General features: G+C 41.8%; 28 protein-coding genes. 13 read left to right on the top strand and 15 right to left on the bottom strand.

The window, feature by feature from the left end; all coding sequences use genetic code 11:
• Positions 1 to 212 precede the first annotated feature (212 nt).
• Both C9J47_RS03825 and C9J47_RS03820 read left to right on the top strand, forming a co-directional pair.
• Entirely contained in the window at positions 213 to 1,481 is a 1,269-nt protein-coding gene (locus C9J47_RS03825) for an O-acetylhomoserine aminocarboxypropyltransferase/cysteine synthase family protein (protein WP_107252323.1), read from the top strand.
• 329 nt (positions 1,482 to 1,810) lie between these two features.
• The gene (locus tag C9J47_RS03820) at positions 1,811 to 2,779 is read left to right on the top strand and encodes a nucleoside hydrolase (RefSeq protein WP_107252322.1); all 969 of its coding nucleotides are present in this window, start codon (positions 1,811 to 1,813) and stop codon (positions 2,777 to 2,779) included.
• A 58-nt stretch (positions 2,780 to 2,837) separates the two neighbouring features.
• Here C9J47_RS03820 and C9J47_RS03815 read toward each other — a convergent pair whose 3' ends face one another.
• The gene (locus C9J47_RS03815) at positions 2,838 to 3,719 is read right to left on the bottom strand and encodes a LysR family transcriptional regulator (RefSeq protein WP_107252321.1); all 882 of its coding nucleotides are present in this window, start codon (positions 3,717 to 3,719) and stop codon (positions 2,838 to 2,840) included.
• Positions 3,720 to 3,812: 93 nt separating this feature from the next.
• Here C9J47_RS03815 and C9J47_RS03810 point away from each other — a divergent pair, with 93 nt between their 5' ends.
• Both C9J47_RS03810 and C9J47_RS03805 read left to right on the top strand, forming a co-directional pair.
• Positions 3,813 to 4,235: a PACE efflux transporter gene (locus tag C9J47_RS03810; RefSeq protein ID WP_107252320.1), complete on the top strand. Its 423-nt coding sequence runs from the start codon at positions 3,813 to 3,815 to the stop codon at positions 4,233 to 4,235.
• An 86-nt stretch (positions 4,236 to 4,321) separates the two neighbouring features.
• Positions 4,322 to 4,804 (top strand): GreA/GreB family elongation factor, encoded by a 483-nt coding sequence (locus C9J47_RS03805; protein WP_107252703.1) that lies wholly within the window; start codon positions 4,322 to 4,324, stop codon positions 4,802 to 4,804.
• A 158-nt stretch (positions 4,805 to 4,962) separates the two neighbouring features.
• On the opposite strand, the gene C9J47_RS03800 is transcribed toward C9J47_RS03805, so the two are convergent.
• Both C9J47_RS03800 and C9J47_RS03795 read right to left on the bottom strand, forming a co-directional pair.
• Positions 4,963 to 5,949 (bottom strand): formimidoylglutamase, encoded by a 987-nt coding sequence (locus tag C9J47_RS03800; RefSeq protein WP_107252319.1) that lies wholly within the window; start codon positions 5,947 to 5,949, stop codon positions 4,963 to 4,965.
• A gap of 30 nt (positions 5,950 to 5,979) precedes the next feature.
• Entirely contained in the window at positions 5,980 to 6,729 is a 750-nt protein-coding gene (locus C9J47_RS03795) for an IclR family transcriptional regulator (protein WP_107252318.1), read from the bottom strand.
• Positions 6,730 to 7,060: 331 nt separating this feature from the next.
• On the opposite strand from C9J47_RS03795, the gene C9J47_RS03790 reads away from it, so the two are divergent.
• The 3 genes from C9J47_RS03790 (at position 7,061) to C9J47_RS03780 (ending at position 8,900) form a co-directional block, all read left to right on the top strand.
• Positions 7,061 to 7,450, top strand: coding sequence for a VF530 family protein (locus C9J47_RS03790; protein ID WP_006230267.1), 390 nt, complete (start codon positions 7,061 to 7,063; stop codon positions 7,448 to 7,450).
• A gap of 236 nt (positions 7,451 to 7,686) precedes the next feature.
• Positions 7,687 to 8,448: an MBL fold metallo-hydrolase gene (locus C9J47_RS03785; protein WP_107252317.1), complete on the top strand. Its 762-nt coding sequence runs from the start codon at positions 7,687 to 7,689 to the stop codon at positions 8,446 to 8,448.
• A 125-nt stretch (positions 8,449 to 8,573) separates the two neighbouring features.
• Entirely contained in the window at positions 8,574 to 8,900 is a 327-nt protein-coding gene (locus C9J47_RS03780; protein WP_107252316.1) for a hypothetical protein, read from the top strand.
• A 200-nt stretch (positions 8,901 to 9,100) separates the two neighbouring features.
• On the opposite strand, the gene C9J47_RS03775 is transcribed toward C9J47_RS03780, so the two are convergent.
• From C9J47_RS03775 to C9J47_RS03755, 5 genes are all read right to left on the bottom strand, one after another.
• Positions 9,101 to 9,562 carry a MarR family winged helix-turn-helix transcriptional regulator gene (locus tag C9J47_RS03775; RefSeq protein ID WP_107252315.1) on the bottom strand — a complete coding sequence of 154 codons (462 nt, stop codon included), beginning with the start codon at positions 9,560 to 9,562 and terminating at the stop codon, positions 9,101 to 9,103.
• 31 nt (positions 9,563 to 9,593) lie between these two features.
• Positions 9,594 to 10,625, bottom strand: a complete 1,032-nt coding sequence (locus tag C9J47_RS03770; RefSeq protein WP_245903271.1) for a DUF2955 domain-containing protein — start codon at positions 10,623 to 10,625, stop codon at positions 9,594 to 9,596.
• Between the two features lie 28 nt (positions 10,626 to 10,653).
• Entirely contained in the window at positions 10,654 to 11,706 is a 1,053-nt protein-coding gene (locus C9J47_RS03765) for an HlyD family secretion protein (RefSeq protein WP_107252701.1), read from the bottom strand.
• A gap of 277 nt (positions 11,707 to 11,983) precedes the next feature.
• Positions 11,984 to 12,877, bottom strand: coding sequence for a LysR family transcriptional regulator (locus C9J47_RS03760; protein ID WP_107252314.1), 894 nt, complete (start codon positions 12,875 to 12,877; stop codon positions 11,984 to 11,986).
• A gap of 32 nt (positions 12,878 to 12,909) precedes the next feature.
• Positions 12,910 to 13,806, bottom strand: a complete 897-nt coding sequence (locus C9J47_RS03755; RefSeq protein ID WP_107252313.1) for a LysR family transcriptional regulator — start codon at positions 13,804 to 13,806, stop codon at positions 12,910 to 12,912.
• A gap of 175 nt (positions 13,807 to 13,981) precedes the next feature.
• Here C9J47_RS03755 and C9J47_RS03750 point away from each other — a divergent pair, with 175 nt between their 5' ends.
• Together C9J47_RS03750 and C9J47_RS03745 are read left to right on the top strand one after the other, a co-directional pair.
• Entirely contained in the window at positions 13,982 to 14,293 is a 312-nt protein-coding gene (locus C9J47_RS03750) for a monooxygenase (RefSeq protein WP_107252312.1), read from the top strand.
• A 5-nt stretch (positions 14,294 to 14,298) separates the two neighbouring features.
• Positions 14,299 to 14,670, top strand: a complete 372-nt coding sequence (locus C9J47_RS03745) for a hypothetical protein (RefSeq protein ID WP_107252311.1) — start codon at positions 14,299 to 14,301, stop codon at positions 14,668 to 14,670.
• A gap of 137 nt (positions 14,671 to 14,807) precedes the next feature.
• Here C9J47_RS03745 and C9J47_RS03740 read toward each other — a convergent pair whose 3' ends face one another.
• Complete coding sequence (locus C9J47_RS03740; RefSeq protein WP_107252310.1) at positions 14,808 to 15,566, bottom strand: sulfite exporter TauE/SafE family protein; 759 nt, start codon at positions 15,564 to 15,566, stop codon at positions 14,808 to 14,810.
• Between the two features lie 63 nt (positions 15,567 to 15,629).
• A complete protein-coding gene (locus tag C9J47_RS03735) occupies positions 15,630 to 16,520 on the bottom strand; it encodes a TIM barrel protein (RefSeq protein ID WP_107252309.1) in 891 nt (296 codons plus the stop codon).
• 174 nt (positions 16,521 to 16,694) lie between these two features.
• Between C9J47_RS03735 and C9J47_RS03730 the strand changes: the two genes are divergently transcribed.
• Genes C9J47_RS03730 through C9J47_RS03720 form a run of 3 tightly spaced genes read left to right on the top strand, consistent with a single transcriptional unit; the run spans position 16,695 to position 19,262 of the window.
• Positions 16,695 to 17,906, top strand: coding sequence for an acetyl-CoA C-acetyltransferase (locus C9J47_RS03730; RefSeq protein ID WP_107252308.1), 1,212 nt, complete (start codon positions 16,695 to 16,697; stop codon positions 17,904 to 17,906).
• A gap of 26 nt (positions 17,907 to 17,932) precedes the next feature.
• Positions 17,933 to 18,586 (top strand): CoA transferase subunit A, encoded by a 654-nt coding sequence (locus tag C9J47_RS03725; protein WP_107252307.1) that lies wholly within the window; start codon positions 17,933 to 17,935, stop codon positions 18,584 to 18,586.
• Between the two features lies 1 nt (position 18,587).
• On the top strand, positions 18,588 to 19,262 hold the full coding sequence (locus C9J47_RS03720; protein ID WP_107252306.1) for a 3-oxoacid CoA-transferase subunit B: 675 nt from the start codon (positions 18,588 to 18,590) through the stop codon (positions 19,260 to 19,262).
• Positions 19,263 to 19,349: 87 nt separating this feature from the next.
• Here the strand turns inward: C9J47_RS03720 and C9J47_RS03715 are convergent, their stop codons facing one another.
• From C9J47_RS03715 to C9J47_RS03700, 4 genes are all read right to left on the bottom strand, one after another.
• Positions 19,350 to 19,586: a DUF2933 domain-containing protein gene (locus C9J47_RS03715; protein WP_107252305.1), complete on the bottom strand. Its 237-nt coding sequence runs from the start codon at positions 19,584 to 19,586 to the stop codon at positions 19,350 to 19,352.
• 88 nt (positions 19,587 to 19,674) lie between these two features.
• On the bottom strand, positions 19,675 to 19,917 hold the full coding sequence (locus C9J47_RS03710) for a hypothetical protein (RefSeq protein WP_107252304.1): 243 nt from the start codon (positions 19,915 to 19,917) through the stop codon (positions 19,675 to 19,677).
• Between the two features lie 192 nt (positions 19,918 to 20,109).
• Positions 20,110 to 20,508 carry a hypothetical protein gene (locus tag C9J47_RS03705; protein WP_107252303.1) on the bottom strand — a complete coding sequence of 133 codons (399 nt, stop codon included), beginning with the start codon at positions 20,506 to 20,508 and terminating at the stop codon, positions 20,110 to 20,112.
• A gap of 55 nt (positions 20,509 to 20,563) precedes the next feature.
• The gene (locus C9J47_RS03700; protein ID WP_107252302.1) at positions 20,564 to 22,879 is read right to left on the bottom strand and encodes a cytochrome C; all 2,316 of its coding nucleotides are present in this window, start codon (positions 22,877 to 22,879) and stop codon (positions 20,564 to 20,566) included.
• 129 nt (positions 22,880 to 23,008) lie between these two features.
• Between C9J47_RS03700 and C9J47_RS03695 the strand changes: the two genes are divergently transcribed.
• On the top strand, positions 23,009 to 23,680 hold the full coding sequence (locus C9J47_RS03695) for a NapC/NirT family cytochrome c (RefSeq protein WP_107244757.1): 672 nt from the start codon (positions 23,009 to 23,011) through the stop codon (positions 23,678 to 23,680).
• Positions 23,681 to 23,750: 70 nt separating this feature from the next.
• On the opposite strand, the gene C9J47_RS03690 is transcribed toward C9J47_RS03695, so the two are convergent.
• The gene (locus tag C9J47_RS03690; protein WP_107252301.1) at positions 23,751 to 25,673 is read right to left on the bottom strand and encodes a bifunctional lysophospholipid acyltransferase family protein/GNAT family N-acetyltransferase; all 1,923 of its coding nucleotides are present in this window, start codon (positions 25,671 to 25,673) and stop codon (positions 23,751 to 23,753) included.
• Positions 25,674 to 25,727 lie beyond the last annotated feature (54 nt).

Here is a 25,727-nt window from a genome sequence, read left to right as displayed (position 1 = left end):
TAATTTGTTGAAAGAAATGTGGCTTAAAACACAAAGCAACCAAGTAAGCATATCTCACGCAGTATTATCTACAGAGGTAATTAGCAAGGCGCTTATTTAAGAAAATCAATTTGCTCTTCGTTAAAGTAGCAAAAACTCCCTTTCTATCAGTTTTTATCTAAAAAACTTGGCATAATAAAAAATTGTCCATTCAATATATTCAAGGAAGAACAATGAAAGACGAAACACTCTCGATCCACTTTGGTTATGAAACCGACCCAACAACTAAATCTGTCGCAACGCCAATTTACCAAACTGTCGCTTATGAGTTTGATAACGCTCAACACGGTGCTGATCTTTTTAACCTAGCAGTGCCGGGGAACATTTATACTCGTATTATGAACCCAACCAACGATGTGCTGGAAAAGCGCATGGCAGCACTAGAAGGAGGCATTGCAGGATTAGCGGTAAGTGCAGGTAGTGCAGCCATCAATTATGCCATTCTAACGTTGGCACAAATTGGCGATAATATCGTTGCGACACCACAGCTCTACGGTGGTTCTTACACCTTGTTTGCTCATATGTTGCCAAATCAAGGTATTGAAGTACGCTTCGCGAAAGACGATAAACCAGAAAGCTTAGCAGAACTTATCGATGAAAAAACAAAAGCGATATTCTGCGAAAGTATTGGTAACCCCGCGGGTAACATTATTGATTTAGAGCGAGTAGCAGAGCTTGCTCATGCGCAAGGTGTACCTGTTATTGTAGATAACACCGTCGCAACCCCCGTACTATGTAAGCCTATCGAATTTGGTGCTGATATCGTTGTGCACTCTTTAACAAAGTACGTCGGGGGCCACGGAACAACACTCGGCGGCATGATTATCGACTCAGGCAAATTCCCTTGGGCTGAGCACAAAGATCGGTTCCCTGTATTTAACCAACCCGAACCGTCTTATCACGGTGTGGTATACACTGAAGCATTTGGTGAAGCGGCCTTCATAGGGCGAGCACGCACGGTACCATTGCGTAATACCGGATCAGCTCTATCTCCTATGAATGCATTTATGCTAATGCAAGGCTTAGAAACCTTATCGCTTCGAATGGAAAGACATACTGAAAATGCCCTTAGAGTCGCTGAATATCTCAATCAGCACGATAAAGTGGAATGGGTTAATTATGCGGGTCTTCCTGATTCAAAACATTATTCTTTAGCTAAAAAGTACATGAAAGGTCAGCCATCTGCGATCCTCTCCTTTGGATTAAAAGATGGGTATGAGGCTGGCGTTCGTTTTTATGATGCACTGAATATCTTCAAACGATTGGTCAACATCGGGGACGCAAAATCTTTAGCCTGTCACCCTGCATCTACGACACACAGACAACTCAGTGAGCAAGAACAAAAGCAAGCGGGCGTATCCCCTGAAATGATCCGTCTATCTGTAGGTATAGAACACATCGATGATATTCTTGCTGATTTAGAACAGGCACTTAATGCATAAATCGATTTAGCGTAACTGCTATTCGATACACCATGAATGAAGGCCTGCCATTGGTAGGCTTTCTGCTTTATTTTACTCAGGAATAGACAGACACAGATCCTAATATCTAGTATTCAAACATCACCGATGACATTGGGGCTTCTAAACTAGCTAAGACTCGATGGTATTCGTAAAAATTTGAGTTGCACTGATTGTGATAACAATCACAGGAACACACCACAATATCGTTACTATAAGGCACATCATTTATTGACACTTTTGTTATATCTCCATTGATAACAAAAGGTTTGTTTTAATAGTTATTCTGTAAAAAGCTAGGTAACAAGTACATGACAACAAAAATTATTTTAGATACCGATCCTGGAATTGATGATGCAATGGCGATCTTATTTGCCGAAGCACACCCAGCATTAGATTTAGTTGCAATTACAACAGTTTATGGTAATGCAACTATCGACAATGCCACCCGTAATGCGCTTTATTTAAAACAGAAATTCAATTTCACCGCAGATGTCGCAAAAGGGGCAAGTAAGCCGCTTCATCGCCCACCTGTTGGCGCAACCGTTGTTGTACACGGTGAAACTGGATTTGGCGACCTCACCGCACCTGATGACATTACAGAGCAAGCAGACCCACGCCCTGCTTACCAATACATAATCGACACAGTTAAAGCTAACCCCGGCGAAATTACATTAGTCACCGTGGGTCCATTAACCAACATTGCCCTAGCACTTGAAGCTGCACCCGAGATCGCTGGCTTAGTCAAAGAGGTTGTCGTGATGGGTGGTGCATTTGGAATGAATGATCACCGTGGCAATGTTACTCCGTATGCTGAAGCCAATATCCATGATGATCCACATGCGGCCGATATTGTATTTTGCGCCTCATGGCCAGTCGTTATTATTGGTTTAGATGTTACTGAACAAAGCTTTTTCACTGGTCAATATCTCGATGAACTACGTGATGATGCCGGCGAAGTAGGTCAATTTATCTGGGATGTAAGCAGTTATTATTTGCGTTTCTACTCTCAAAAAGTTGGGCTGAATGGTTGCCATGTTCATGATCCTTCTGCTATCGCGTATGTCATCAACCCCGAATTATTTACATTACGTAAAGGCGCTGTACGAGTTGTAACAGATGGACCTGCTGAAGGCATGACAATTCAAAAATTTGATAACCGTAAATATATGAATGATGAATGGTCATCAATGCCCAATCAACGCGTGGGCATTGCCGTTGACGATCAAGCACTTTTAAAGCTGTATCGTGAAAGCTTAATTGCATACAGTCAGCAATAAAGCGTTATAAACAAGCTAGATAGCTAAAGCTGATCATTGAATAGGTGGTCAGCCTTTTCTAGTCTTCAAGTAAACAGGTTAGAGCATCGGCTAGCCACGTTAAAGCAGGACCTTTGGCTTTTTTCTTAGACATCACACGATCAATGGGAACGCGCCAAGGTTTATGATCAAAGCTTAAATTCAACCGAGCCATCTTCCCCTCTGCAACTCCCTCATCAGACATATGGCTTGGAATATACCCCCAGCCGATACCATTTTTAACTAACTGATTTACCCCATTAAATGTATTCCCCCACCATAAATGCGCCGAAATCATAGGAAAGTGAGACAATTCTTGCCCCTCAATACCTTTGATCAACAACTGACGGTAAGGGATTAAATCAGCCGCTTTTACAGTTTCTAACAAAGCTAAAGGGTGCGAAGGGCTAACAACACCATGAAAAGGCAAGCTACCCACGTAACAAAGATCAACATCTTGAGGGAAACCACTGTTTGCGAACATTAACCCTATATCTGCCCTACCCGAATGAACCAATGCATATACATCAGGCGTAGAAACAGTATAAAAATCTAAGATAGTGGCAGGAAATAACTCCGAAAAGTCAGACAAAATTTTCCATAGCGCAGGCAATAATAATGCATCATCTACCGCTAATTTTAATTGGGTTTCATTGTTTTTATTCAACGCATTTGCCGCATTTTCTAACTCATTCGTTTGCTGCAAAATAGCCTGTGCGAATGATAATAAACGTTGCCCCTCAGGCGTCAGTGATGGCTTGCGGGTACTACGGTCAAAGAGCTGCGTATCTAAATCAATTTCTAGTGTTGCTATTCCTTGGCTAACTGCTGATTGCACCTTCCCAAGTTTACGCGCGCAAGCAGAAAATGAACCCAACTGTGCTGTAACCACAAACATTCTTAGCTGTTCTAAATTACACATATCACTTTTCCTGATAATAACTAACTATCAATCATCTTATTTATTGATGATTATATACCACATGATTTACCCATAATGTATAGAAGGTTTCAAATGTCATTTAAAGAACGTATTTTCCATAGTGTATTATTCGAAATAATTGCACTACTTTGTTTCATGGTAGCCGCATCTTTTGTAACGACAGCAGACACCAAATCTGTTGCTGGTTTAGCCATCGGGCTTTCTATGATCGCAATGACTTGGAACTATATCTACAACCTTATTTTTGACCGTGTGTTCGGTGAAAACCGTGCATCTCGCGGATTAAAGATGCGAATTGGTCATGGTCTTGGTTTCGAATTGGGCTTAGTCTTTGTTAGTTTTCCGCTGATGATGTGGGTACTGCAGCTCGATTTTTGGACGGTATTAATAATGGATGCTGGCGTGGTCATCTTTTTTCTTGTTTATGCCATTGTGTATAATTGGTGTTATGACACTATCCGCTCACGATTCATTCCAATGGTTGCCGCATCGTAATATTTATACGCTTATTCTTTACTCGTCACGTTTGACTATCTAGGATATAGCCTTTACTTATATCCAAAATGGTTAAACGTGTAGGTATGGATAAAACCTTGTTACTCGAACAGATGATTTCCGCTTTAGAGGAAACGCATCAAGGTGCTGTTGAAGCGGCATTGCGTGCTTACAATACGGCAACGAATGATGAAAATGTGGCTGAAAATCAATATGACACATTAGCGTTAGAAGCATCGTATTTAGCGCATGGTCAAGCTCAACGAGTAGCAGAATGTGAAGCCGATATTCTTGCCTTCAAGAAGCTTAATATAGCAGATGATACAGAAAAGAAAGTTGTCACTTTAGGGTGTTTAATACAACTTATCGATGAAGATGATAACAACAAATACGTCTTTTTTGCTCCATCTGCTGGCGGTTTAAAAGTTCGCTTTGATGAAAAAGATATTATTGTTGTTACCCCTACGTCTCCATTAGGGGAAGCGTTAATTGGGCGAGAATTACACGACGACGTCGATGTACATATTGGCAATCAAGTTATCAATTATGAAATTGCACTAATTAGCTGATTGATCTTGCCTTCACCGCTCGTGTGCTAGCAATCGCGATTTTCAAATACACTTCATCAGCCGATGCCGATGAAGTGTTATTGTGCTGTATCGGTGAATATACTCTCAAACTACGTCTACACCTTTTAATAATCAGATAAGTCATAAGTTTTCATTTATCACAACATGGCTTGTTTGCTTATAACTGTACTCACTACTTTTGCCGCTATGCGTGCTGTTTGATCCTCGTAATCAAACTCTGGATTTAATTCAACAACGTCTAATATTTTCACTTTTCCGCTGCTGATAATTCGCTTAAGCGCATACTCAATAATCGACCACTCAACCCCTTGAACCCGCGACAAATTAACACCTGAAGCGACAGTTGCAGAAAAAACCGACAGATCAAAACTAATATGTATATAATCAACCTCGCTCAAGAAACGATCAATTTTGTTCTGCACAATCTTTTTATTCCGCATCGTCATTTCTTTATCTAATAGCCAATGACAACCTAATTGCTCAGCATATTCAAATGATGATTGTGAATTAGTTCGATTGCATATACCTAAGCCTAAATAATGAAAAGGACGATGATGTTCTGTACAGTAACTCGCAATAGAATGGAATACTGATCCGACTTTTGGTGATAATGTTGGTCGTAATTCGAAATGTGCATCGAAATTAATAACACCTACTCGAGCCTGACGCCCTTTCTCTTCATTATTATCATGAACCTGATGTGCAATATGTTTTGGTTGATTAACGTAATCAGACAGTGCTTGATAACTAGAAATAGATATTTCATGCCCACCACCTAATACGACAGGGAAATGCCCTTTCTCGAAAAAACCGACTATTTTTTGATATTGCAAAGTTTGTAATTCATTGAATTCAAGCCCATCTAGTTCATCAATTATACCCGCATCATACAATGGAAAAGAAGGTGAACCTTTATACTCTTTCTTTAGCGCCCGGCAGATGCTTTCAGGTCCATCACTGTCACTTAGACGGCCACGAAAACGACCAAGGCTCAAATCTGAAGCGACACCAAATAACACCGCCCCAACCTGAGACTGTTCAGTGTAAGAACGGAAAGATGTTGAGCTATGGTAGCTATTAGGAATAACTCGAACAAACCACTGATTTAACTGTTTAAAAAACATTGTGCCTCCTAATATAGCCGGACTATTGCATTACCATTCAGGAGGCAGCATTCGAGCAGCTTGTAATACAGCAAATACGATGCTGTTTTTTTTATTATTAATGCGTTCTGTAGGTGCCATTACACTAATCGCACCCACCACTTTTTTATTCAAAAACACTGGGGCACTCACACTGGATACACCCAGATCAAATTCAGACGTACTTAACGCGTAACCTTCTTTTTTAATACACCTCAATTCATTAAACCACTTTGCTTTTTCATGCTCATCCGCAATGCCGAAATGCGTTAACGTACTAAGCAATCGCTTCTCATTAAATTGCGCTAATATCACTTTTGATGAAGCGCCTAAAATAAGCGGCTGGCTTTGGCCTTGCTGGTAACTACACCTTAACGCATAAGGGCTATCTACCATTTCGACACATAAAGCATTAAAGCCAACCGGCACCATATAGGCCGACATCTCGCCAGTTTGATCTTGTAAGCGCTTTAGTACAGGTCTAACACCTTCCGACAAGGGCGAAAACGTGTGAAAGTTACGCATGAGTTGCAGTGCAGCAGGACCAACCGTATAACGCTTACCACTCGGTTGTTCTTCAATAAAGTTCCATTCACGCAGCGTCGCAATATATCGATATACCGAGCTAACCGGCGTATCTGTCTGTTCACTGATCATCTGTGCTGATAGTGGCGCAGGAGATGAGGAGATCGTCAGTAAAATTTGTAATAACCGTTGATTTGGGCTCAAGAGATATCTACTCGATGTTGTCTTCTCAGACATTTTTAATCTTCTTTAAAGTAAAACACAAATACAATTCCCACCCAGTGAGAATTTAAATGTTATTAACCTCATTAAATCTCGAATTATGAGAATAACCATCAGCCAACGAAGAAATAGAGGGTCGAGAGTTTGATACGAATATTTTATCTTTTGAGCAAGCTAGTGATTTGAATAAGTCAGTAATAGCGCAGCACGAGTAGCGGGCATTTATGCGGTGAAACGTACGGATAGCGATTGCTGATGAATAGTGGATTAAATTGTATTCATTCAACCCAAGTACACAGTATAATAGGCGGAGATCACGCTATAAATACCCGTTTTAGGAATCGCAATGATAGAAGAACAACAAAACAACCCGTTACATGGCCTTAAGTTAGAGGTTTTACTAACAGAACTTATCGACTTTTATGGCTGGGAGATCCTTGGAACTGCTATGCGTTTTCACTGCTTTAACACCAACCCAACCCTAGAAGGTTGCGTTAAATTCTTTCGTAAAACAGAATGGGCTAGAGAGAAGTTAGAAAACTTTTATTTATCTCGCTTTAAGCGTATGCCAAGAGCAAGCGAAGCAGAGTTTTCATTACCGCCTCGTAAGCGTACTTTTGCAGTAGGCATCTTGCCACGAGAGCCAATGGTGTTGACTGTAGAATCGATTGAGCTTTCTCAAGCAAAAGCGGCTTCTGCCCATAAAGAAAGATCACGTGGACCTCGACGTCGATAGATTTTCCTTATTGCGCTAAGCACTCAAGATATTCAAAATACGCTGACCATCTGGTTGGCGTTATTCTCCTTCCTTCTTTCCTTTATCTCTTTAGTCTTTAGTCTTTAGTCTTTAGTCTTTTAGTACAGTCAGATACTATTTAAAACCTTAATGGTCAGATCAGTTGGGCAATATGCATTCTTAGGGCTATTATAAATGTTCAACTAATCATTAAGCTGAAGTGTGCCCCTTTTACGATGAAACTACATAAATTAGACGGTTATATTCAATCCATTTATTTAGTTGAATACCAGGATAAACTTCTATTACTCGATGGCTGTAGCCGAGCGGATATACCTGTTTTAAAACACTTTATTATCAGAACACTACAAAGGCCAATGAGCGATCTTAACCTGATCATTGTTACCCACATGCACCCTGATCATGCAGGGGCGGCGCATAAATTACGCACTTTAACAGGCTGTAAAATTGCAGCAGCGAATGTACCAGGTCAATGGTATAAGGGGTTTGAAGGGGTACTCATGCATTTAACCGATATGCTACTTGCCAAATGGGTGGCAAAGCGCATGAAGAAACCGCGACGCAATATCTGGTATTCGAGCAAGCTAAAAACAGACTATAAGCTTAATGATGGTGATGCCTTACCAAACTTTCCTGACTGGGTTGCTCTTGCTACTCAAGGCCATACTGACAGGGATATATCGTTACATCACGTACCAAGCAACCGTGTTTATGTTGCTGATTTAATGGTAAAAGTTAAAGGGAACTATATTCCACCCTTCCCCGTTTTTTACCCTAATCGCTACCGTAATTCATTACATAAAATTATCGCCTTAAAGCCAGATTCCATTATTCTCGCTCATGGTGGTGAAGTACAACCTTCAGAACAAGAATTCCAACACTTATTGAATTGCGCCCCCAAAGTACCCAAAACTCACTGGCGATCGGTAAAAATGAAAGTAAGCCGAGCACTAAAATTAAAATACCCTGCTGAGTAATATTATTCTGGATAAGTACAAAATCACTGATCTATTCTTTCGTAAGATGGCGTATAAAGGTAAATAAAGGTTCACCGAATTGGGCAAACTGCACCTGTCTGATAATTAATGTTTCGGAGAATCAAATGAAAAAATATATTCCTATTCTTGGTCTTAGTGCGCTTTTATTAAGTTCGTTTTCATCTCAAGCAGCCCTATTCAGTGATGCTGCAAAACTAGGTGCCAATGCTGGTGCAATGGAATATTGTAAAAATATCGACTCTAGCGATTCTTCTAAATACAACCTGCTTAAAATTCGCACATTAAAAGAATATGACCGTTTAGACAGTGGCGACCGAGCTAAAGCCCTTATTTATCGCAAAAGTGCCGAAGATAAAGGTATTTACCTCAATGATCCTTTAGATAAAAAGCGTTGCCAATCAATACGGCGTACCCTGCATATTACGCTTTAATTAGCCCAACGCTTTTAATAGATAGCGTTCTTTATAAATAACGTTCTTTTGTAGATAGTGCTCTTTTAATGCTGGGAGTTCTATTTATGTTTAGTGCTTTTGCAATACTAATGATTTAATTCATACAAAGCACATTGGGCAGATGGATATTGCCCCTTTTCTTTAACTCATGGTTAATTTATACCAAAGCGATGGAAACGTCATTCCCCCGTCAAAAAGATATCATCGCGAATAAGCTTCTTACATAAAGACAGAATCAACCCTCGTTCTTCCTTTGTTAGCGGTGAGTAAAAATCGTCGACAAGCGCACTCAGTTGCTGGTGCGCTTTGTCTTTCACTTCAACCCCTTTAGGGGTTAATACAAGGTAACGGGCTTTCTTATTCAGCTCACTCTTATGCACCTCAACCAAACCACGTTTAATGCAATTATCCACTAAACGCTTAGTTACCGAGCGTTCACGGCGTAATGCTTCTGCTAATGCTTGCTGAGGTACTTCACCCAAATGCGCCAGTACGCGCAATGCACCCAACATTTCCAATGTGATATCACACTCTACCGCCAATGTTTGGTTAGCAATGGTTCTAAACTGTTTATAGGCTAAACCCAGCATAAAAGATGTGTTGTTCTCTAACTCAGGAATCATTGTAATTGGCTTGGTCATGGTAATCTCATACTTCATAAATATTGCGACGTTATGCTAACGAAGCATTTTGATTCACGCGCGATTTGGTAAGCTGATAAACAACAAATAATATACCTAAAGTTACGGTAAGTTCCCATGCTCGTAAGAAGGTACTTTCCAAACCTAGGGTATTATTTCCGATATACAGCTGAATAGGCAGCATAGTGGCCAATAATGCATCACCATGAATATCTCTTGATACGCCTTCAGAGGTTGTCATTAATCTCGCGATAATAAAAACGGTTAACCCTAACCCTAATGCGTAATACCCAATGATGTTTTGATGCCCAGCCATTAATAGCGTGAAAATAACCGCGACAGCACAACCGCCAACCTGAGTGATGAAACGACGTTCAACAACATCAATGAATTTACTGCGTGAAAACTGCGTGGCAGCGGCAATAACAGGCACCATGCAGAAGGTGGCAGAGATCAAATCCACAATCATTAAAAAGCCTAAGCCACAGCCAATTAACCCCATTGATACCAAGCGGTTTTGATACGTAACGTATTGTGGTGTAAATACTGGTGGCTTGTTGCCTTTTTTCATGGGAAATATCCATACCATCACTTTTGTCACGATAATCGTAATGATCATGGATAAGAGTATTTCTCGGATACGATCTGGCATATCCATGGTCGTTGTTTGTGCAAATACAACAACCAAAATCCAGTTAAATGTCGGCATTAACATTCCACCTAACTTTGCAGGCGTATTTGCTCTACGTCGTAATTGGTCAATAAAAATGAGGCTTATTGTCCACACGATAAAAGGATGATCCTGAAACACTTCGACAACAAGTAACGCTGTTGATGCCGCAAGAAAAGTGGGCGTGAACATTTTCACTAGCCCTTTAAGCGAATAGTCTTTTGCTTTTGTCATTACTATTGATGGATATAATGCTAAGTATACGGCTGAGTCTAAATCCAACAATTTACCCGCCAACATACAAATAGTAATGGTAAAGGCGATTCTAAGCGCTTCATTCGTGCTAGCACTAAAGCCACCACCAGTACTCAAACTGGTCATTATTTTCGACATAGCACCTCCTTAAACGTACGCTTTACAATTAATAGATATAGCGAAAATAAGCGACGAGTTGAATCCAGCTATGACCAACCGCATCAATCAAGCCATTACCATTTTTAACAATAACGCTTGCCTTAGAACCTGAAATTAACGCAGAGTCGACGCCATCAACCTGAATACGAGTCCGAATTTTTTGCTGCTCTCGAATCCAACGGCTGTCATTGGTAACGTCTGATAACATACTGTTCTGACTAGATGCGTCATATATAGCACTATCACGGTTGATAACCTGACCTTCAAACAATTGGCCGGGCATCGCATCAAAAGCAACTAGCACAGGGGTACCAACCATTAGGTGTGAAATGCCTTTTTCATTAAAGTCGGCTTTTAACCAACTACTCGCTTCATTAACCAAAAACATGGCAACGGTGCCTTTATTCATGTAAGTACCCGCTTGAAGCTGTAAGTTGCTTACAGTGCCATCAATTTTTGCTACAACAACCGCATGTGATAAATCCAGCTGAGCTTGTGCTAATTTGGCTTTTGCCAATTCAACTGCAGCATTATTATCTTCTGTTGCAAGTTCAGCCTGAATACGTAAGCTATCAGCGTGCGCAGATTGAACCACCCTTTCTGCAACACTGTCATTCATCTGCACGTCATCAAATTCTTGTTGGGTAATCAACCCTTTAGATAAAAGCGATTGGTAACGTGTCAATTTTGTTTTGGCGTTCTGCCATTCAATTTTTCGCTGTGCTAATGTTTGGTTAGCCGCTTGTAGTTCTTGCCACTTTGCCGAATTCGATTCTTGTACTTGGTGCAACTCAGCCTGTGCTTGGCGCACTGCTAATTCATAACTGCGACTATCAATTGAAAACAATACATCCCCAGTTTTTACTGTTTCACCATTTTCAACATTTACCTGCGTGACAACGCCAGTTACTTCTGGGGCAATATTTGCAACCGTTTTCTGCATACTTGCTTGAGTCGTAAAAGGGGCAACATTGTCAGAAGTGATAAGAAAAGCAGAAAACCCAATGGTGATACTTAGAACTACATAGATGGCGTATTGATAAATTTTATCTTTTTTCATTTTTGTTACCCATACAACAATATTTCGATATGGAAAGTGTACTCCTTTTTGTTGCAGATGCAACAATAGTGGAATATTAGAATCACCTGTAGTAACCATGAAAAAAACAGTATGGGATTGAGAGTAGGATTAAATAGAAGAATGACTCATGAAGTAAAACGTTAACAATCAAAGTGATGGTTATATCCATCACTCTAAACCTATAAGAAAAATGGTAATAAAAAACGAACAGAAAAATAATTAAAAAAAACAGTCACAATCATAATCATGCCAACAATCACATAAATATTTCGCCTTTCATGTACGTTTTAAGCATTGAGCACACCGCTTGAAGTACAGGGCCAGATTGGTGCCTTCTCGAGGTTATGCAATCTATTGTGTTGATCCAACCATTCGGTTCATATTCTAGGTTTAGCGATACCAACTTTCCTTCTCGTATAGCTGAAGTAGCCAAGCTTTCAGGAATTACCGCCCATCCAATACCTTGCTGAGCAAGATGAAGTAGCATCAAATGGTTACTCGCATACCAAGCTTTAATGCTTATTCCATAGCTGAACCAGAGCTCTTTACCTTGCGAAGAACGTTGCACAATCTGACGATAATTCCTTAAGTCAGAATCTTTCACGCTTTCTAAGCGTGATAGTGGATGAGCTGGTGACACAACCGTAATAAAGCGGTTATAACCCAATGTGAAAAAGTCCATTTCGTTTTGCATCTTTCCATCGGCGTAAATAATACCGACTTGCGCAGAACCCTCACTCACCATTTTTTCAACATCAAAAGTAGAAGCAGAAACTATCTCAATATTGGTGATAGGAAATTGCTCAGCAAGTTCACTTAGCTTTTCTAACAATTTTGCATCCACCAAGCTTTCTTCAATGGCGAGTACTAATTCGTGCTCATGTTGCTGATCGAGCGATGCTACCTTTTGATCAAAGTGAAGTTGTTGATGCAAAATAGATTTCGCAATTGGCAATAATGCAGTGCCTTGTGCAGTAAGCACTGGAACATTACGGCTACGGTCAAACAACTGTTGGTTAAGTGCAATTTCAAGATTAGATACAGACTGACTTACTCCCGATTGTGCGCGTTTTAACTGCCTGGCAGCTGCCGAAAAAGAACCACACTCACACACGGCTACAAATATTTTAAGTTGTTCAAAGCTATACATTTCTTCACCGTCTATTTGAGTTATTACTGATTTTACATTCTCTTACTGGCGGCATTTTGCAGCATATTATAAAAACATTTTGCTGCTAGCCCAGTTTTCACACCCTTGGGTAAGGTTAAGTGCAGAGGTACTTGGTAGCGCTCAGCATTTTCAATCTTAAGTACCACTATTTTATCGTTCGCACGACTTTTCACTATGTGCTCTGGTAAGCGACAAAATCCTACACCCTGCTCAATGGCACGAAAAGCATGATCGAAATTATCTACAGTAATACGTTGGCGAGATTTGAGCCAGCCGACATCTTGCTTGCTGCTTCTGTCTGTTTCGCTGCCTAAATCCCTGATCACAATTTGACTGGTTGCAGACATATCAGTAAGGCTAAGAGAGGCCTTTTGCGCTAACGGATGATGTGCCGCAACCACTGGAACCATAGTCGTAATACCAAAAGCTTCTGCAGGGTAATTTGTAATAGGCAGATTAATAATAGCGATATCCGCTTGTTCACTGGTAACCATTTCTGTGGTTTTCGATAGTGACGTTTCCACTACCTGAATCGACGTAGTGCTGTTTTGCACTAAATATTCCGCCATAGGCTGATACAACCATTCCTGATCGCAAAGGTGATCTACCGCAATAGTGATCTCAGATTCAATCCCTTTCGATAGCTGCTCACTGATCACTTCTAGTTCATGCGCTTGATCTAGCAATGTATTTGCCCGACGCAATAGTGACTTGCCGTCTTCCGTCAGCACTGCTCTGCGTCCTTGTACTTCTATCAGTGATATTCCCAGTTGCCCTTCAAGCTTTTTGACGGCATATATTAGCGTGGTATGGCTTTTGTTCAATACTGTTGCAGCAGCCTGAATACTGCCAGCACGATCTATTTCATACAGTGTCAGCCACTGGTCAAGCGTTGTCTTTAATCTCATCGGTCTAAATTTTCCACAGTTAATGGCGATATTATGAACTTTTCTGTTTATTTTTTACAGGTAATAATAGACCCAACAACAGAAAACACAGCCAACAAAATGGCTCATACCATTCGGTAAGTAACTGGTCAGATACTTGTCTAGACTGGTATTACTCAAATACGGAGAGACAACAATGACAAAATTACTACAGGTTGATTTTGAGTTTAACGGTCCATTTGGTGAAGATATGGCAAAAGCCTTAGTAGAACTTGCCGAATCAATTAACCGCGAACCAGGCATGATCTGGAAAATTTGGACTGAAAGCGCAAAAGACAAGTTGGGTGGCGGCATCTATCTATTTGAAGACGAAGCCAGTGCACAAGCATACCTGCTAATGCACACCGAACGTTTACAGCAAATGGGTGTAGGTGAAGTTCGCGGACACATCTTTGACATCAATCAATCGCTAACAGCTATCAATAACGGCCCTATCAACCAGAGATAAAGACCATGAATAACAAATCCTTTTTAACCCTACATGGTGGTATATACCTGCTCTTCGCACTGGCACTGTTCTTTATACCTGACCTGATATGGCCTATGTATGGCGTAGAATTAAATGATCAATACGCATATTTCCTATCACAACATACCAGCATCTTTCTGGGCGGTATTGCCGCTATTAGTCTGATGTTAAGAGACATCGATCAAAAGGTGGTCGCGAAGAAGCTATTAATCGCTTTAGTCATCACCAATGTTCTTGGTGTAATTATTACCTTCTATGCCGGTGTTAAAGGGATATTCGTTGGTTTTGGGTGGAGTGATCCTGCTTTCTTCGCTTTGCTTTCAATACTCAGTTTTCTACAACTGAAAAAACAGTAAAGCTGAGCGCTGAAACCAAGAGAAAATAAATGAAGCTTGCAGTTGAGTTCATATTCTTTACTAGAAAGAATCTAGAAAAAGAACCCATTGCAGGCTTACAAACACAATGCCATCATTTTACGTGGCATAGTTACACGTTAAAACACAAGCCCATCCCAAAATAATTTACTACCAGATAAGAACAAGAAGAAATAACACAATTTATATATCAAGTCTTGGCTAACACGGTGCAATATTTTAATACCTAATTTTACGCCAACTGGGGCTAGCGGCATTAATACGAACGCGGTTAATAAATTGGTTTGATCAAACTCACCAAGTAATGTGTAAGGCACTAATTTAAATAAATTGATTATGCCAAACAACACTGCCATAGTCGCAACAAGCACGACTTTATCAAGCTTTAGCGGTAATAAGTAAATACTCGCAGGTCCGCCACCTGCATGAATAGCAGTGCTCGAAAAGCCGCTGAGCACACTCCAAAACCAAGCCGTTATTACATCCGATATCACACCCGTTTTTTTCTTGGCTTTGTGGCTAAAGGCAATGTATTGCAAACAAAATGAGAGCGACAAACCACCGATTAATAATTTCAAACCTGCTTCCGGTGTAATACTTAAAAATAGACCAGCAAGTATTATTCCCACCACCGAACCGGGTAGCATTAATTTGATCTGAGTATAATCTGCATGTCGATAATGTTCTTTTATCGCAAAGACATCCATTAAGCATAAGATGGGTAAAAGAATCGCGGCAGCTTGAGTGGGGGCAATCGTTAATGCCATTAATGGCACGGCAATAATACCTAATGCGCCGCCCAAACCACCTTTACCGATCCCATAGATTAATACTGCAGGAATTGCAGTGACATAAAACCAAGGATCGGAAACGATCATATAATTTACCCACCGACAATCATAAATATAAAAGAGCTGCTTCTTAACTGAACTACAGTCAACCTAGCCAAAACCTCTTTTCGCTAAATACTTACGACTGCGCTTTATATCAGGTAGCGTTGTGGAGGAATTACGGGGATCACGTTCTTGCTCTATAGTTATCCACCCTGTGTAACCAATTTCAGTCAACACTTGTTGAACAGCATCATAATCGACAGCACCTTCGCCAATTGGGCACATCACCCCATCGGCACATGCTTGCCAAAAACCAACCTGAGACTCAATAACACTGCGCAATACGGCATCATTTACGTCTTTAAAGTGCACGTAATCTAAACGGTTCGCATACTGCTTCAAGCTTTTAGCGGGATCCATTCCTGCATAATATAAGTGACCCGTATCAAGGCACAGTCCCACTTCATCATGCGTCAGTTCTGCCAACATACGATCGACTTCATCTTCATATTCGATATAGCCACCAGCATGGGGGTGAACAACGGCGCGAATATCAAATGCTTTAGCAATCGCACTGATCTGGCGAATGGTATCCATCATTACCGACCACTTACCATTAACTAGTCGAGGCGCTAAGTCGCTTAACCCTGCAAACTGGCTACGTACATCATTAACACAATCGATAACAACCAACTTATCAGCACCGATTTTTTGTAATAAAGCACACAGCGTTTTTGTTTTATTGAGTATGTCAGTTTGGCTATCGATATCAGATAACGGTTCGAAAATCGTTCCCGCGCAAATCTCAAGCTCTTTCAAAAATAAAGCCGTATTCAGTGAATCGGCATCCGGCGGCATAAAGCCATATGGGCCAAGCTCTAATCCCGCAAAGCCTGCTTCATTGGTTTCATGTAATACATGCAGCCAATCTGGATTATGAGGGTTATCAGCCGATTCTACGCCCCAGCAGCAAGGTGCACACGCAATCATATAACTCATGTTCTACTCCTTTTATATACAGGAATTTTTAACTCTTTCTACTATACGGACTTTTTCTCACATAGCGGTTTGCATTTTCGCAAACCGGGTTTGAGCTTATGGCTATAACACCCAAATCAAACATCCTTTTACACTGAATCTGTATTCGATAATCCATGAAAACAGGATGAAGTTATGGAACCCATTTACATCGTAGCGGCAAAGCGTACTCCTATTGGCAGTTTTAACGGCTCTCTCGCCCCTGTTTCTGCACCTGAACTGGGTGCTATTGCCATTCGCGGCGCATTGAATCAATGTCATCTTGATCCCACGCTTATCGACGAAGTGATTGTGGGTAACGTATTAAGTGCAGGCATCGGCATGGGGCCAGGTAGACAAGCTGCAATCGCTGCGGGTATTCCCGACACGGTGCCCGCTTATACCCTTAACATGATTTGCGGTAGCGGCATGAAAACAGTCATGGATGCTGCTAGCCATATTCGTTCAGGTGATGCTGAAATTATTGTGGCTTGTGGAATGGAAAACATGTCTCAAGCCCCTTTTTTACAGCCTTATCAAATGCGTGCTGGTGTTCGAATGGGTAACCAAACCATTGAAGACAGTATTATTAAAGACGGGCTAACCGATGTATTTAATCAATATCACATGGGTATTACTGCTGAAAATATCGCTGAAAAACTCAATATATCGCGAGAAGAACAAGATGCTTTTGCCCTCTCTAGCCAAAAAAACGCAGCAATAGCACTAGAAAGTCATGGCTTTAAAACTGAAATAGAGCCCGTAAATGTGACTCACCGTTGCCTGACAAATTGCATTGAAACCGATGAATACCCAAAAACGAACACCACAGCAGAATCACTCGCTAACTTACGTCCAGCTTTCAAGAAAGACGGAACAGTTACAGCAGGTAATGCATCAGGTATCAATGATGGTGCCGCGGCGATTATTCTGGCGTCTAAATCAGCGGTTGAACGTTACCAATTAACACCTATTGCTGAAATTGTGGGTTACGGCCAAGCCGGTGTTTCACCTGACGTGATGGGGCTCGGCCCTGTACCCGCTATTGCGAATGTTCTCAATAAAACCCAATTATCGCTGAGTAACATTGAGTACTTTGAATTAAATGAAGCATTTGCGGCGCAAGCACTTGGTGTGGTTAAACAATTAGCCGAACAACACGATGTCGACCCACAATGGATATTGGATCGCACCAATCATAACGGTGGAGCTATCGCACTTGGGCATCCGTTAGGTGCATCAGGCAACCGTATTCTCGTTAGCCTTATCTATGAGTTAGAACGTCAAAGCAAAGAGTATGGATTAGCATCGCTATGTATAGGCGGTGGTATGGGAACAGCCGTTATCGTTCGTCGTTGCTCGAAATAAGCCTAAAATGTAAGAAGGAACACAACATGAAAAAAATGATTTCAGCAGAAGCTATCGCCAGCAAACTCCATGACGGCATGACAATCATGATCGGGGGGTTCATGGCAAATGGCGCCCCTGAAGGCTTAATTAATATTTTACTTGCACATAACATCAAAGATATCACCTTGATCACCACCGATACTGGCACCCCAACTACAGGTTCAGGTCGGCTTATTTCAGAACGCCGAATCAAGAAGCTGTTCGCATCGCATGTTGGAACCAACCCAGAAACTGGCAACCAAATGAATGCCAGTGAACTCGATGTTGAGTTAGTACCACAAGGTACATTAGCCGAAAGAATTCGGGCGGGAGGCGCAGGTCTCGGTGGCATTCTAACACCAACAGGCTTAGGCACACTCGTTGCGGAAAACAAACAAGTTATCACAGTAGATGGTGAAGGTTTCTTATTAGAGAAGCCCCTTCATGCTGATTTAGCCTTTATTCGGGGTTCTATTGTCGATACCAAAGGCAATGTATTTTACAAAAAGACCACTCAGAATTTCAACCCGTTAATGGCAACCGCTGCTGACTTAGTCATAGTCGAAGCTGAAGCGCTCGTCGATGTAGGTCAGATAGAACCAGAGTGCATTCATACTCCGGGTTTGTTCGTTGATTATATTTATCAGGGAGGAAAATAATATGGCGCTAGATAAGCATCAAATTCGTCGCAATATCGCATGGCGTGTGGCACAAGAGCTGAACGATGGTGATGTGGTTAATTTAGGCATCGGAATGCCGTCTCTTGTTGCCAACGAAATTGATTGTGATATCGAACTGATTTTACAATCTGAAAACGGGCTACTCGGCATTGCAGGCTTAGCTGATATTACCAATACCGACCCTGATTTGGTTAATGCAGGCGGACAGCCCATTACCGCAGCAGCAGGCGCGAGCTACTTCAACAGTGCCGACTCATTTGCGATTATTCGTGGTGGTCATGTTGATGTCACCGTTTTGGGTGCATTGCAGGTCGATGAACAAGGTAATCTAGCCAACTGGATTATACCGGGCAAGATGGTTCCCGGCATGGGTGGCGCGATGGATCTTGTGGTGGGTGCAAAGAAAGTGATTGTATCAATGGAGCACACAGCGAAAGGCAAACATAAACTATTGAACCATTGTACATTGCCGCTAACAGCAACCCATCAAGTTGATATGATCATCACTGAAATGGGTGTTATTGAAATAACACCAGAAGGGATGCTATTAACAGAAATAGCCCCAGAATATACGGTAGAAGAGGTTCAACAAGCGACTGAAGCAACATTAATCATTGCTGATGATTTAAAAGTCATCGCCTTCCCCAAGCAATAGCTAAAATAGCGGATGTCTAAAACACACCTAACTCTACTGATAAGAAAGTTAGTCTTCGCTGATAACTTTCTTTATTAACTTATTGTTCTATTCTCGCTCGGTATCTTTAATCAGGTCGCCATCGTCTTGTACTTTGTCTTTCTTATCGTTACAGCCCATCATTTTCATCATCATGAACATCATTGCACCGCAGAAAATCAACTGGATGGCTATTCCACTGAAAGCGGCAAGCGTAAAGTTACCAAGAAAAAGAAAGTACGCTACCACTATTCCTAAACACAGGGCACAAAGTATTTTACATAGCTTTTTAGTGTTCATTTTCATGGTGATACTAACCTTTATATTATTGATTTATTAACTTAGTTGTACTTTTATGTTCAATTTTTCTGCTATACGTTGTTAGTTGCCCACGCTAGCAGTCCATCATTTTCACGCCTGAGCTTTTAATGGTTGTCATTACCTTAGAGTGCATACCTTTACCAGCCAATTCCTGTGTAACAACAACATCCATAGCCGTTTGTGGTATGTCATTTACCTCTACAACACCCCATACACCACCTTTCTGCGGCATAACGTCGATGATGAGAAAATTTGCAAAAGCTAAACCTACTAATACCGAGACTCCAAAAAGGAACATTGTAATTGTCTGGTTCATAACATTACCTTCTTAGGCGTTTTAATCTAATGTCTCGATGGTATGGAAAGAGCTTAATCCTTACCGTTACTGGAAGGTCAAGGGTAAAAGATAAAATAAAAATCACGCTCTTATAACGTGAAAAAAGGCTACCTACTAGCAGCCTTTCTATGATTTACACATCAGATCTTATGGTGAAAAAATCAACTTTGTCTATTCAGACCGGTTGGTTCCACATCCATATTTTTCTTGGAAAAATGCCAACATGCCACTCGCTAAAGAGTTCTGGTGCTTCGCTTTATTCTGATAATACCAATAGACGAAATCCCATCTAAGTTTGTCTAGCCAATTGAGCTCTTGTGATATACAAATATCATCCGTTTTACTTGCAACAAGAGCCTGAGCATATCCTGCAAGATACAACTCACACCAGACCTCATATTCTGCACCATCTCTGGCATCAGCCTCACCTTCAAGACAAATTTCAGCAAACTCTTGAAAGTTCAAATGACCATTTTTATGAATAGACTCTGCATTTAGCCCAGAACTCAGCGACAACAAAATAGTCAGACTCAATGCTTGAAACCACGAAAAAAATACTTTAACTTTCATAATTCCTACTCAGTTAGCAAACAATCACCCTTTGCTATACGTTATTGCACCCGTATTACTTGACCTTCGCCTCAATTGCTTCTTGTACAGCCTTCTGGTGTTGCTCATTGTTCAAGAACCCGGGCTGAGAAACTTTGTTCCAAAACTCTTCATCTTGCTGTTTGCTATGGCAGCCTAGGCAAGTACCGGAACGTTCCATTTTGTCACGCATCTCTTTGGGCAGCGGACCAGCCAATGGCCAGTGAGAACCGACACTAACGATCTGACCTTCTTCACGATCGACGATCTTCGAAAGATCATGCTCAAGTTCAGGGATGGGTTGAATCTGAACTTTGGCTTCTTTAGGAATAACCTTACCTTGAGCATCTTTGAGATCAGCATAGTATGGCTTATTAATATTACTCATATACTCACCATCACTAATACCGTAACCCAATGTTTTAGGATCGCTATGGCAAGATTCACAATCTCTTGATTTCCGCCCAATGGTATGGGGCTGCACAGGAGAGTGATCTAACCCGTTGCCTTCAGGTGTACCCCAAAGTTTGTTGTGAACAACGGTATTTCCATCCTTATCGATAACGGTCGTTATCACCTGACACCCTGGCATTAATGGGGTTACCCTACCCTCGCCATTAATACCCAAAATTGGTGTTTCCCAACGTAAATACGAACGCGTTTCAGAAACCTTACCAGCCGATTTTAATCCTTTCGAACCTAATACTGCATCTGGTGTTAGGCCATCTTTGCCCACCGAATTCACATTCGCAATCCAGTCTGCATCTTGTTTTCCTTCAGAGTAATCAACGGTTATATGGCAGCCATAACATTGAGGTGCCCAATTGGCATGGCAGGCGTAACACTCCATACCTTCCATATGCTTATCAATGGCCATTTTTGCTACTTTGGCTGAAGGGTCTTTCCAAGTATCGGTGTCTGCAATTTGTTTTAATACCGGCACATTGAAATCTAAACCAGTAGCAGAGTGCACCACCACCTTATCGCCATCTTTAACGACATTACCGAGTGGATTCCCCCTTGCTGACAGCAAGTAACCATCACGTTTTTCATAAACTGTCGCCACCTTCATGAACTTCGGTAGTTTATGGGCTAAACCTCGTGCTTTATCATCGAGTTTACCGCCGAACTCTTCGCCATAACCTAACGGTAATTCCCAAGGAAATTGACTTGGTGTGCCGTGACAATCTGAGCACTCAATTTCAACCTGCGCCAGAGTTGTACCTGGAATATTTCCATCACCGTGCATATCAATAGAGGTATGACAATCCTGACATAGAAGCCCACCAGAAGGATTACCTTCTCGGCTTGGGATCTGGTGATGCACATCAGCTTCAATTTCAGTGTAATATTTTCCATGCAGGCTTTCTTGCTTACCACCCGTTGGGGTATACGGACTTCCATAAGGAAACTCCATTATCCCATTAAAGCTTGGGCCAACCCGCTTTCCGCGATTATGACAACTACGGCATGTTTCAGACGGTATTCCCGACCATGTGAGCCCATTATGAGTGATCTTTGATTTACGCGTTGCCTGCATTTTATGAACAAGTAATTTCCCTGGCACCGTTTTATCTATTGTGGGATCTTCTCCCTCATATAAACCTTCAACGCCATAAGGAACATGACATGATGAACAGCCTGTACCACGGAAATCACCGCGTCGTTGTGAACCACTAACGCCAACATGGCAACGCTGACATTGCTGTCTAGAATATGTTATACCAGCAAGGTTGGGGTGGTCGGGAATATCATCAACATTTACATCTTGAACTTGTGATAATTCAATGGGGAATTGATCAGGGTGCTGTTCAGCAAGACGAGTCATATATTTTTTATATGCTGGAGTACCTATATTGGGAACAGGACCATCTTCATCTTTAATATCATAATTTCCCAAGTTAGAATTATGATCATTAACTATTCCCCAGCTCCAAAGGTTACCTTGTAATTTACCGGCTTCAGTACCCATGAGCGATTTTTTTACTCGATCTACATATCCAGCATGGCATAGACCACACGTTTTATCGGCTATCCAAATACTGCCGGGATCAGGGTAAAAATGCTGAGCGCCCCCTAATTCAACCAGTAATTCAGGGGAGCCAGCGTGCGCTTTTTCTTTATCTTTAGCTGTTGGGTCTCCCCCATGACAGACTGTACACCCTTGCTTATCAAAGGTTTTTGACATTGCAGTAATAGCCAGAGTCATCGGTCCTTCAGAAAAATCAGCTATCCCTTCATGGCAGCTTAAACAGCCAGTTAATTGACCAGTATTACTTGCATGAACATAAGGTAAAGAGAGAATTAGAATAAATAAAAAGCAACGCATAGCCCTATCGATAAGCTGAAACATAGTCGCTCCCGAATACTTTCGATGACAAATGACAACTTCATTTAATACTATACTAGAATCAAAATATCGCCTGAATATTACTTATTTTCGATTATCCATTGAAAATTAATTTATGTTGTCGGGGCTCAAATGAAATTCAAGTTATTACCCGCAAAGCTTTGGTCACTACCAAAAAAATGGTGGTTATTTGGAATTCCCATTGGTGGAATAATTACCTTTTTCGTCGGTATTATTTTCTGGGGTGGTTTTAATACCGCAATGGAAATGACCAATACAACAGCCTTTTGTGCCACTAGTTGCCATGAAATGCGGCAAGCTGTTGTTCCTGAATGGCAAAGAAGTGTGCATTATACAAATCGAAGTGGTGTACAGGCTGGTTGTCCTGATTGCCACGTGCCAGAACCATGGGTGGATAAAATGATACGCAAGATGCAAGCCTCTATGGAGCTTTATCACAAGATGGTAGGCACAATCGATAATATGGAGAAATTTGAAGAACACCGTCTTACTATGGCACGTCGTGTATGGAAGGCTATGCAGAAAACCGATTCTCGTGAATGCCGGAATTGCCACCAATTACAGCATATGAACCCTGACGTACAACAAAAAATGAAGCACGAGTTCTTGTACGGTACGGCACGTACTTGTATAGATTGCCATCGAGGCATCGCACACCAGCTGCCTCAAGGCTTGTTTCCCGATGAAGTGCCCATGGTCACCCCACCCGATCTCAATCTAGATCTACCACCGCTTGATAGTGATGACCTGTTGAAACACATTAAAGACATAAGTAATAATTAATCAATACCGAATGCCAAGGAAGGCTGACACCAGCCAGCCCTATTGTGGATTCTTCAGGGTGATGTAGCCCTTACGAAGGAGGTTGGTTGGCAATGTTATGCGTAGCCAAATACGCTTTAGCTTGATCACGCCCCATGTATTTACCCAAGGTTTTTTCGGGTACTTGCGCCAAATTCACCACAATCAAACCATCTAAAGCATCATTAAATGCAGGATCGACATTGAAGCACACCAACTTACCTTTCAAACCAAGATACTGACGCAGTAATACTGGCAAACCCCGACCTTGTTCTAACCGGCTTAACACTTTTGATAACAGCTGCACATCACCCAACGCAGACAGCATATCGGTATGCCAGAAGGCCTGTCCATCGCCTTTCAATGGTGTAGTGGCATTCACTAACGCCGCTTTGTCGTTGTCATAATGATGAACGGTTAAGGTAGATGCCATAAGATGACGCGCTACCAAACTGTAGTCATTACTAATGCTGACAGGGCCAAACAAATGGGTGTACTGCGGGTGACGAGAAACAAACGTCGCGATGCCTTTCCATAACAGTAGTAAAGCACTTAAACTACGCTGATACGGCGCGGCGACCACAGAACGCCCCAACTCTATCGATGTACCTAACTGATTGATAAACGCTTCATCATAATTAAACAAGCTACGCGAATATAAACCGTCGATACCTTGTTTCTCGACCAACTCATCCACCAGCCCCATACGATAAGCACCCACCAACTCGTGACGGGTGTTATACCATACAATAAGTTGGTGATAATGCGGATCATAGTCATCCACATCGCACGCAAACCCAGTGCCCTCACCCACCGCACGAAAGCTGATTTCACGTACTCGTCCTATTTCTTGCATCATCATTGGAATCACAGCAGATCGCACGCAGTACACATCGAAATCCCCTTGTGTTAACAGGTGACAACTCGGCTCAAGCAAATCCATTTCAGCTTGCAACACAGCAGGGGGAATAGCCGCAATCACGGGTTCACCAGCGATTTCAGTCTCTGACTCACAAGCGACGGATCCATGAGCCTTAGATTCGTAGGCAATAGATTCGTGGGCTGTAGATTCATGGGTAGTGGATTCGTGAGGTGTTGGGTTATTGATTAATGGCTGAGTATTGTCACTGCTTTGTAACGGATTATTCGCACTCAATAAATAGGTATTGAGTCGCAGGTAGTTCACGACTTTCTGGTCGCGATCTAACACTTTCAATTCAGAAAAAGGAATTGCATCACCAATGGCGATCGACATGGTTTGATTGTGCTTATTCAGCAACTCACGCCCCAGCAACAAGGTACGCAGCATAGGGTGAATAGTTCCAGCCCTGTAAAAGGTTTTACTATTGTGACCGTCAATAAAAATCGGCACTGTGGTCGCTTGGCTACGTTTAACCAATTTAGCCACCGAGCGACTCCATGCTTTGTCGATCAAGCGGTGTGGCATAGCCTGCACGTCTTCGGCAGAATCTAACGCAGCTTGATAGGTCGACACTTCGCCTGCTGGAAAAATCAGTAGTAATCCCCCTTCGGCCAAATGCTGATGAGCTTCTCGCATTGCTTTTATATTGGCTTTAATGGCCTCTTTGCCTTCAAACACGTCTACTGCAATAAACAACTCACTGATTTCAGGTAAACGCTTTAAATAATGATTTGCCAGCACTTTAATGTCATTACGTACATGCCCCAGTAGTTCTGCCAGCATCACGCCTTCTATCGCGCCCAGAGGATGATTCGCCACCACAACCGTTGCGCCATTTTGCGGAACATTCTCTAAACTGCCTTTAGTAACTTGATACTCAATACCCAGCACATCGAGGGTATAACGCATGAAAGCATGAGCACTTAACCCTGCTGGTCGCTGCTGATATAGCGCATCAAGTTGGCTTAAACCTGTCGCCCATTCTGCAACAGATTCCCCTAAACCAAAGGGGGTTACGCGCGGTAAACGAAACGGACTGCTTTGCGGATTCATACGGCACCTCCATTTTCGGTATCAGTGCCACCAGAATGCCCCTGTAGTTTTTGT

The sequence above is a fragment of the Photobacterium indicum genome (genome assembly GCF_003026215.1).
GTDB lineage: Bacteria > Pseudomonadota > Gammaproteobacteria > Enterobacterales > Vibrionaceae > Photobacterium > Photobacterium indicum.
Note: the sequence above shows the minus strand (reverse complement) of the source record. Positions and strands in the feature narration are given on the sequence as shown.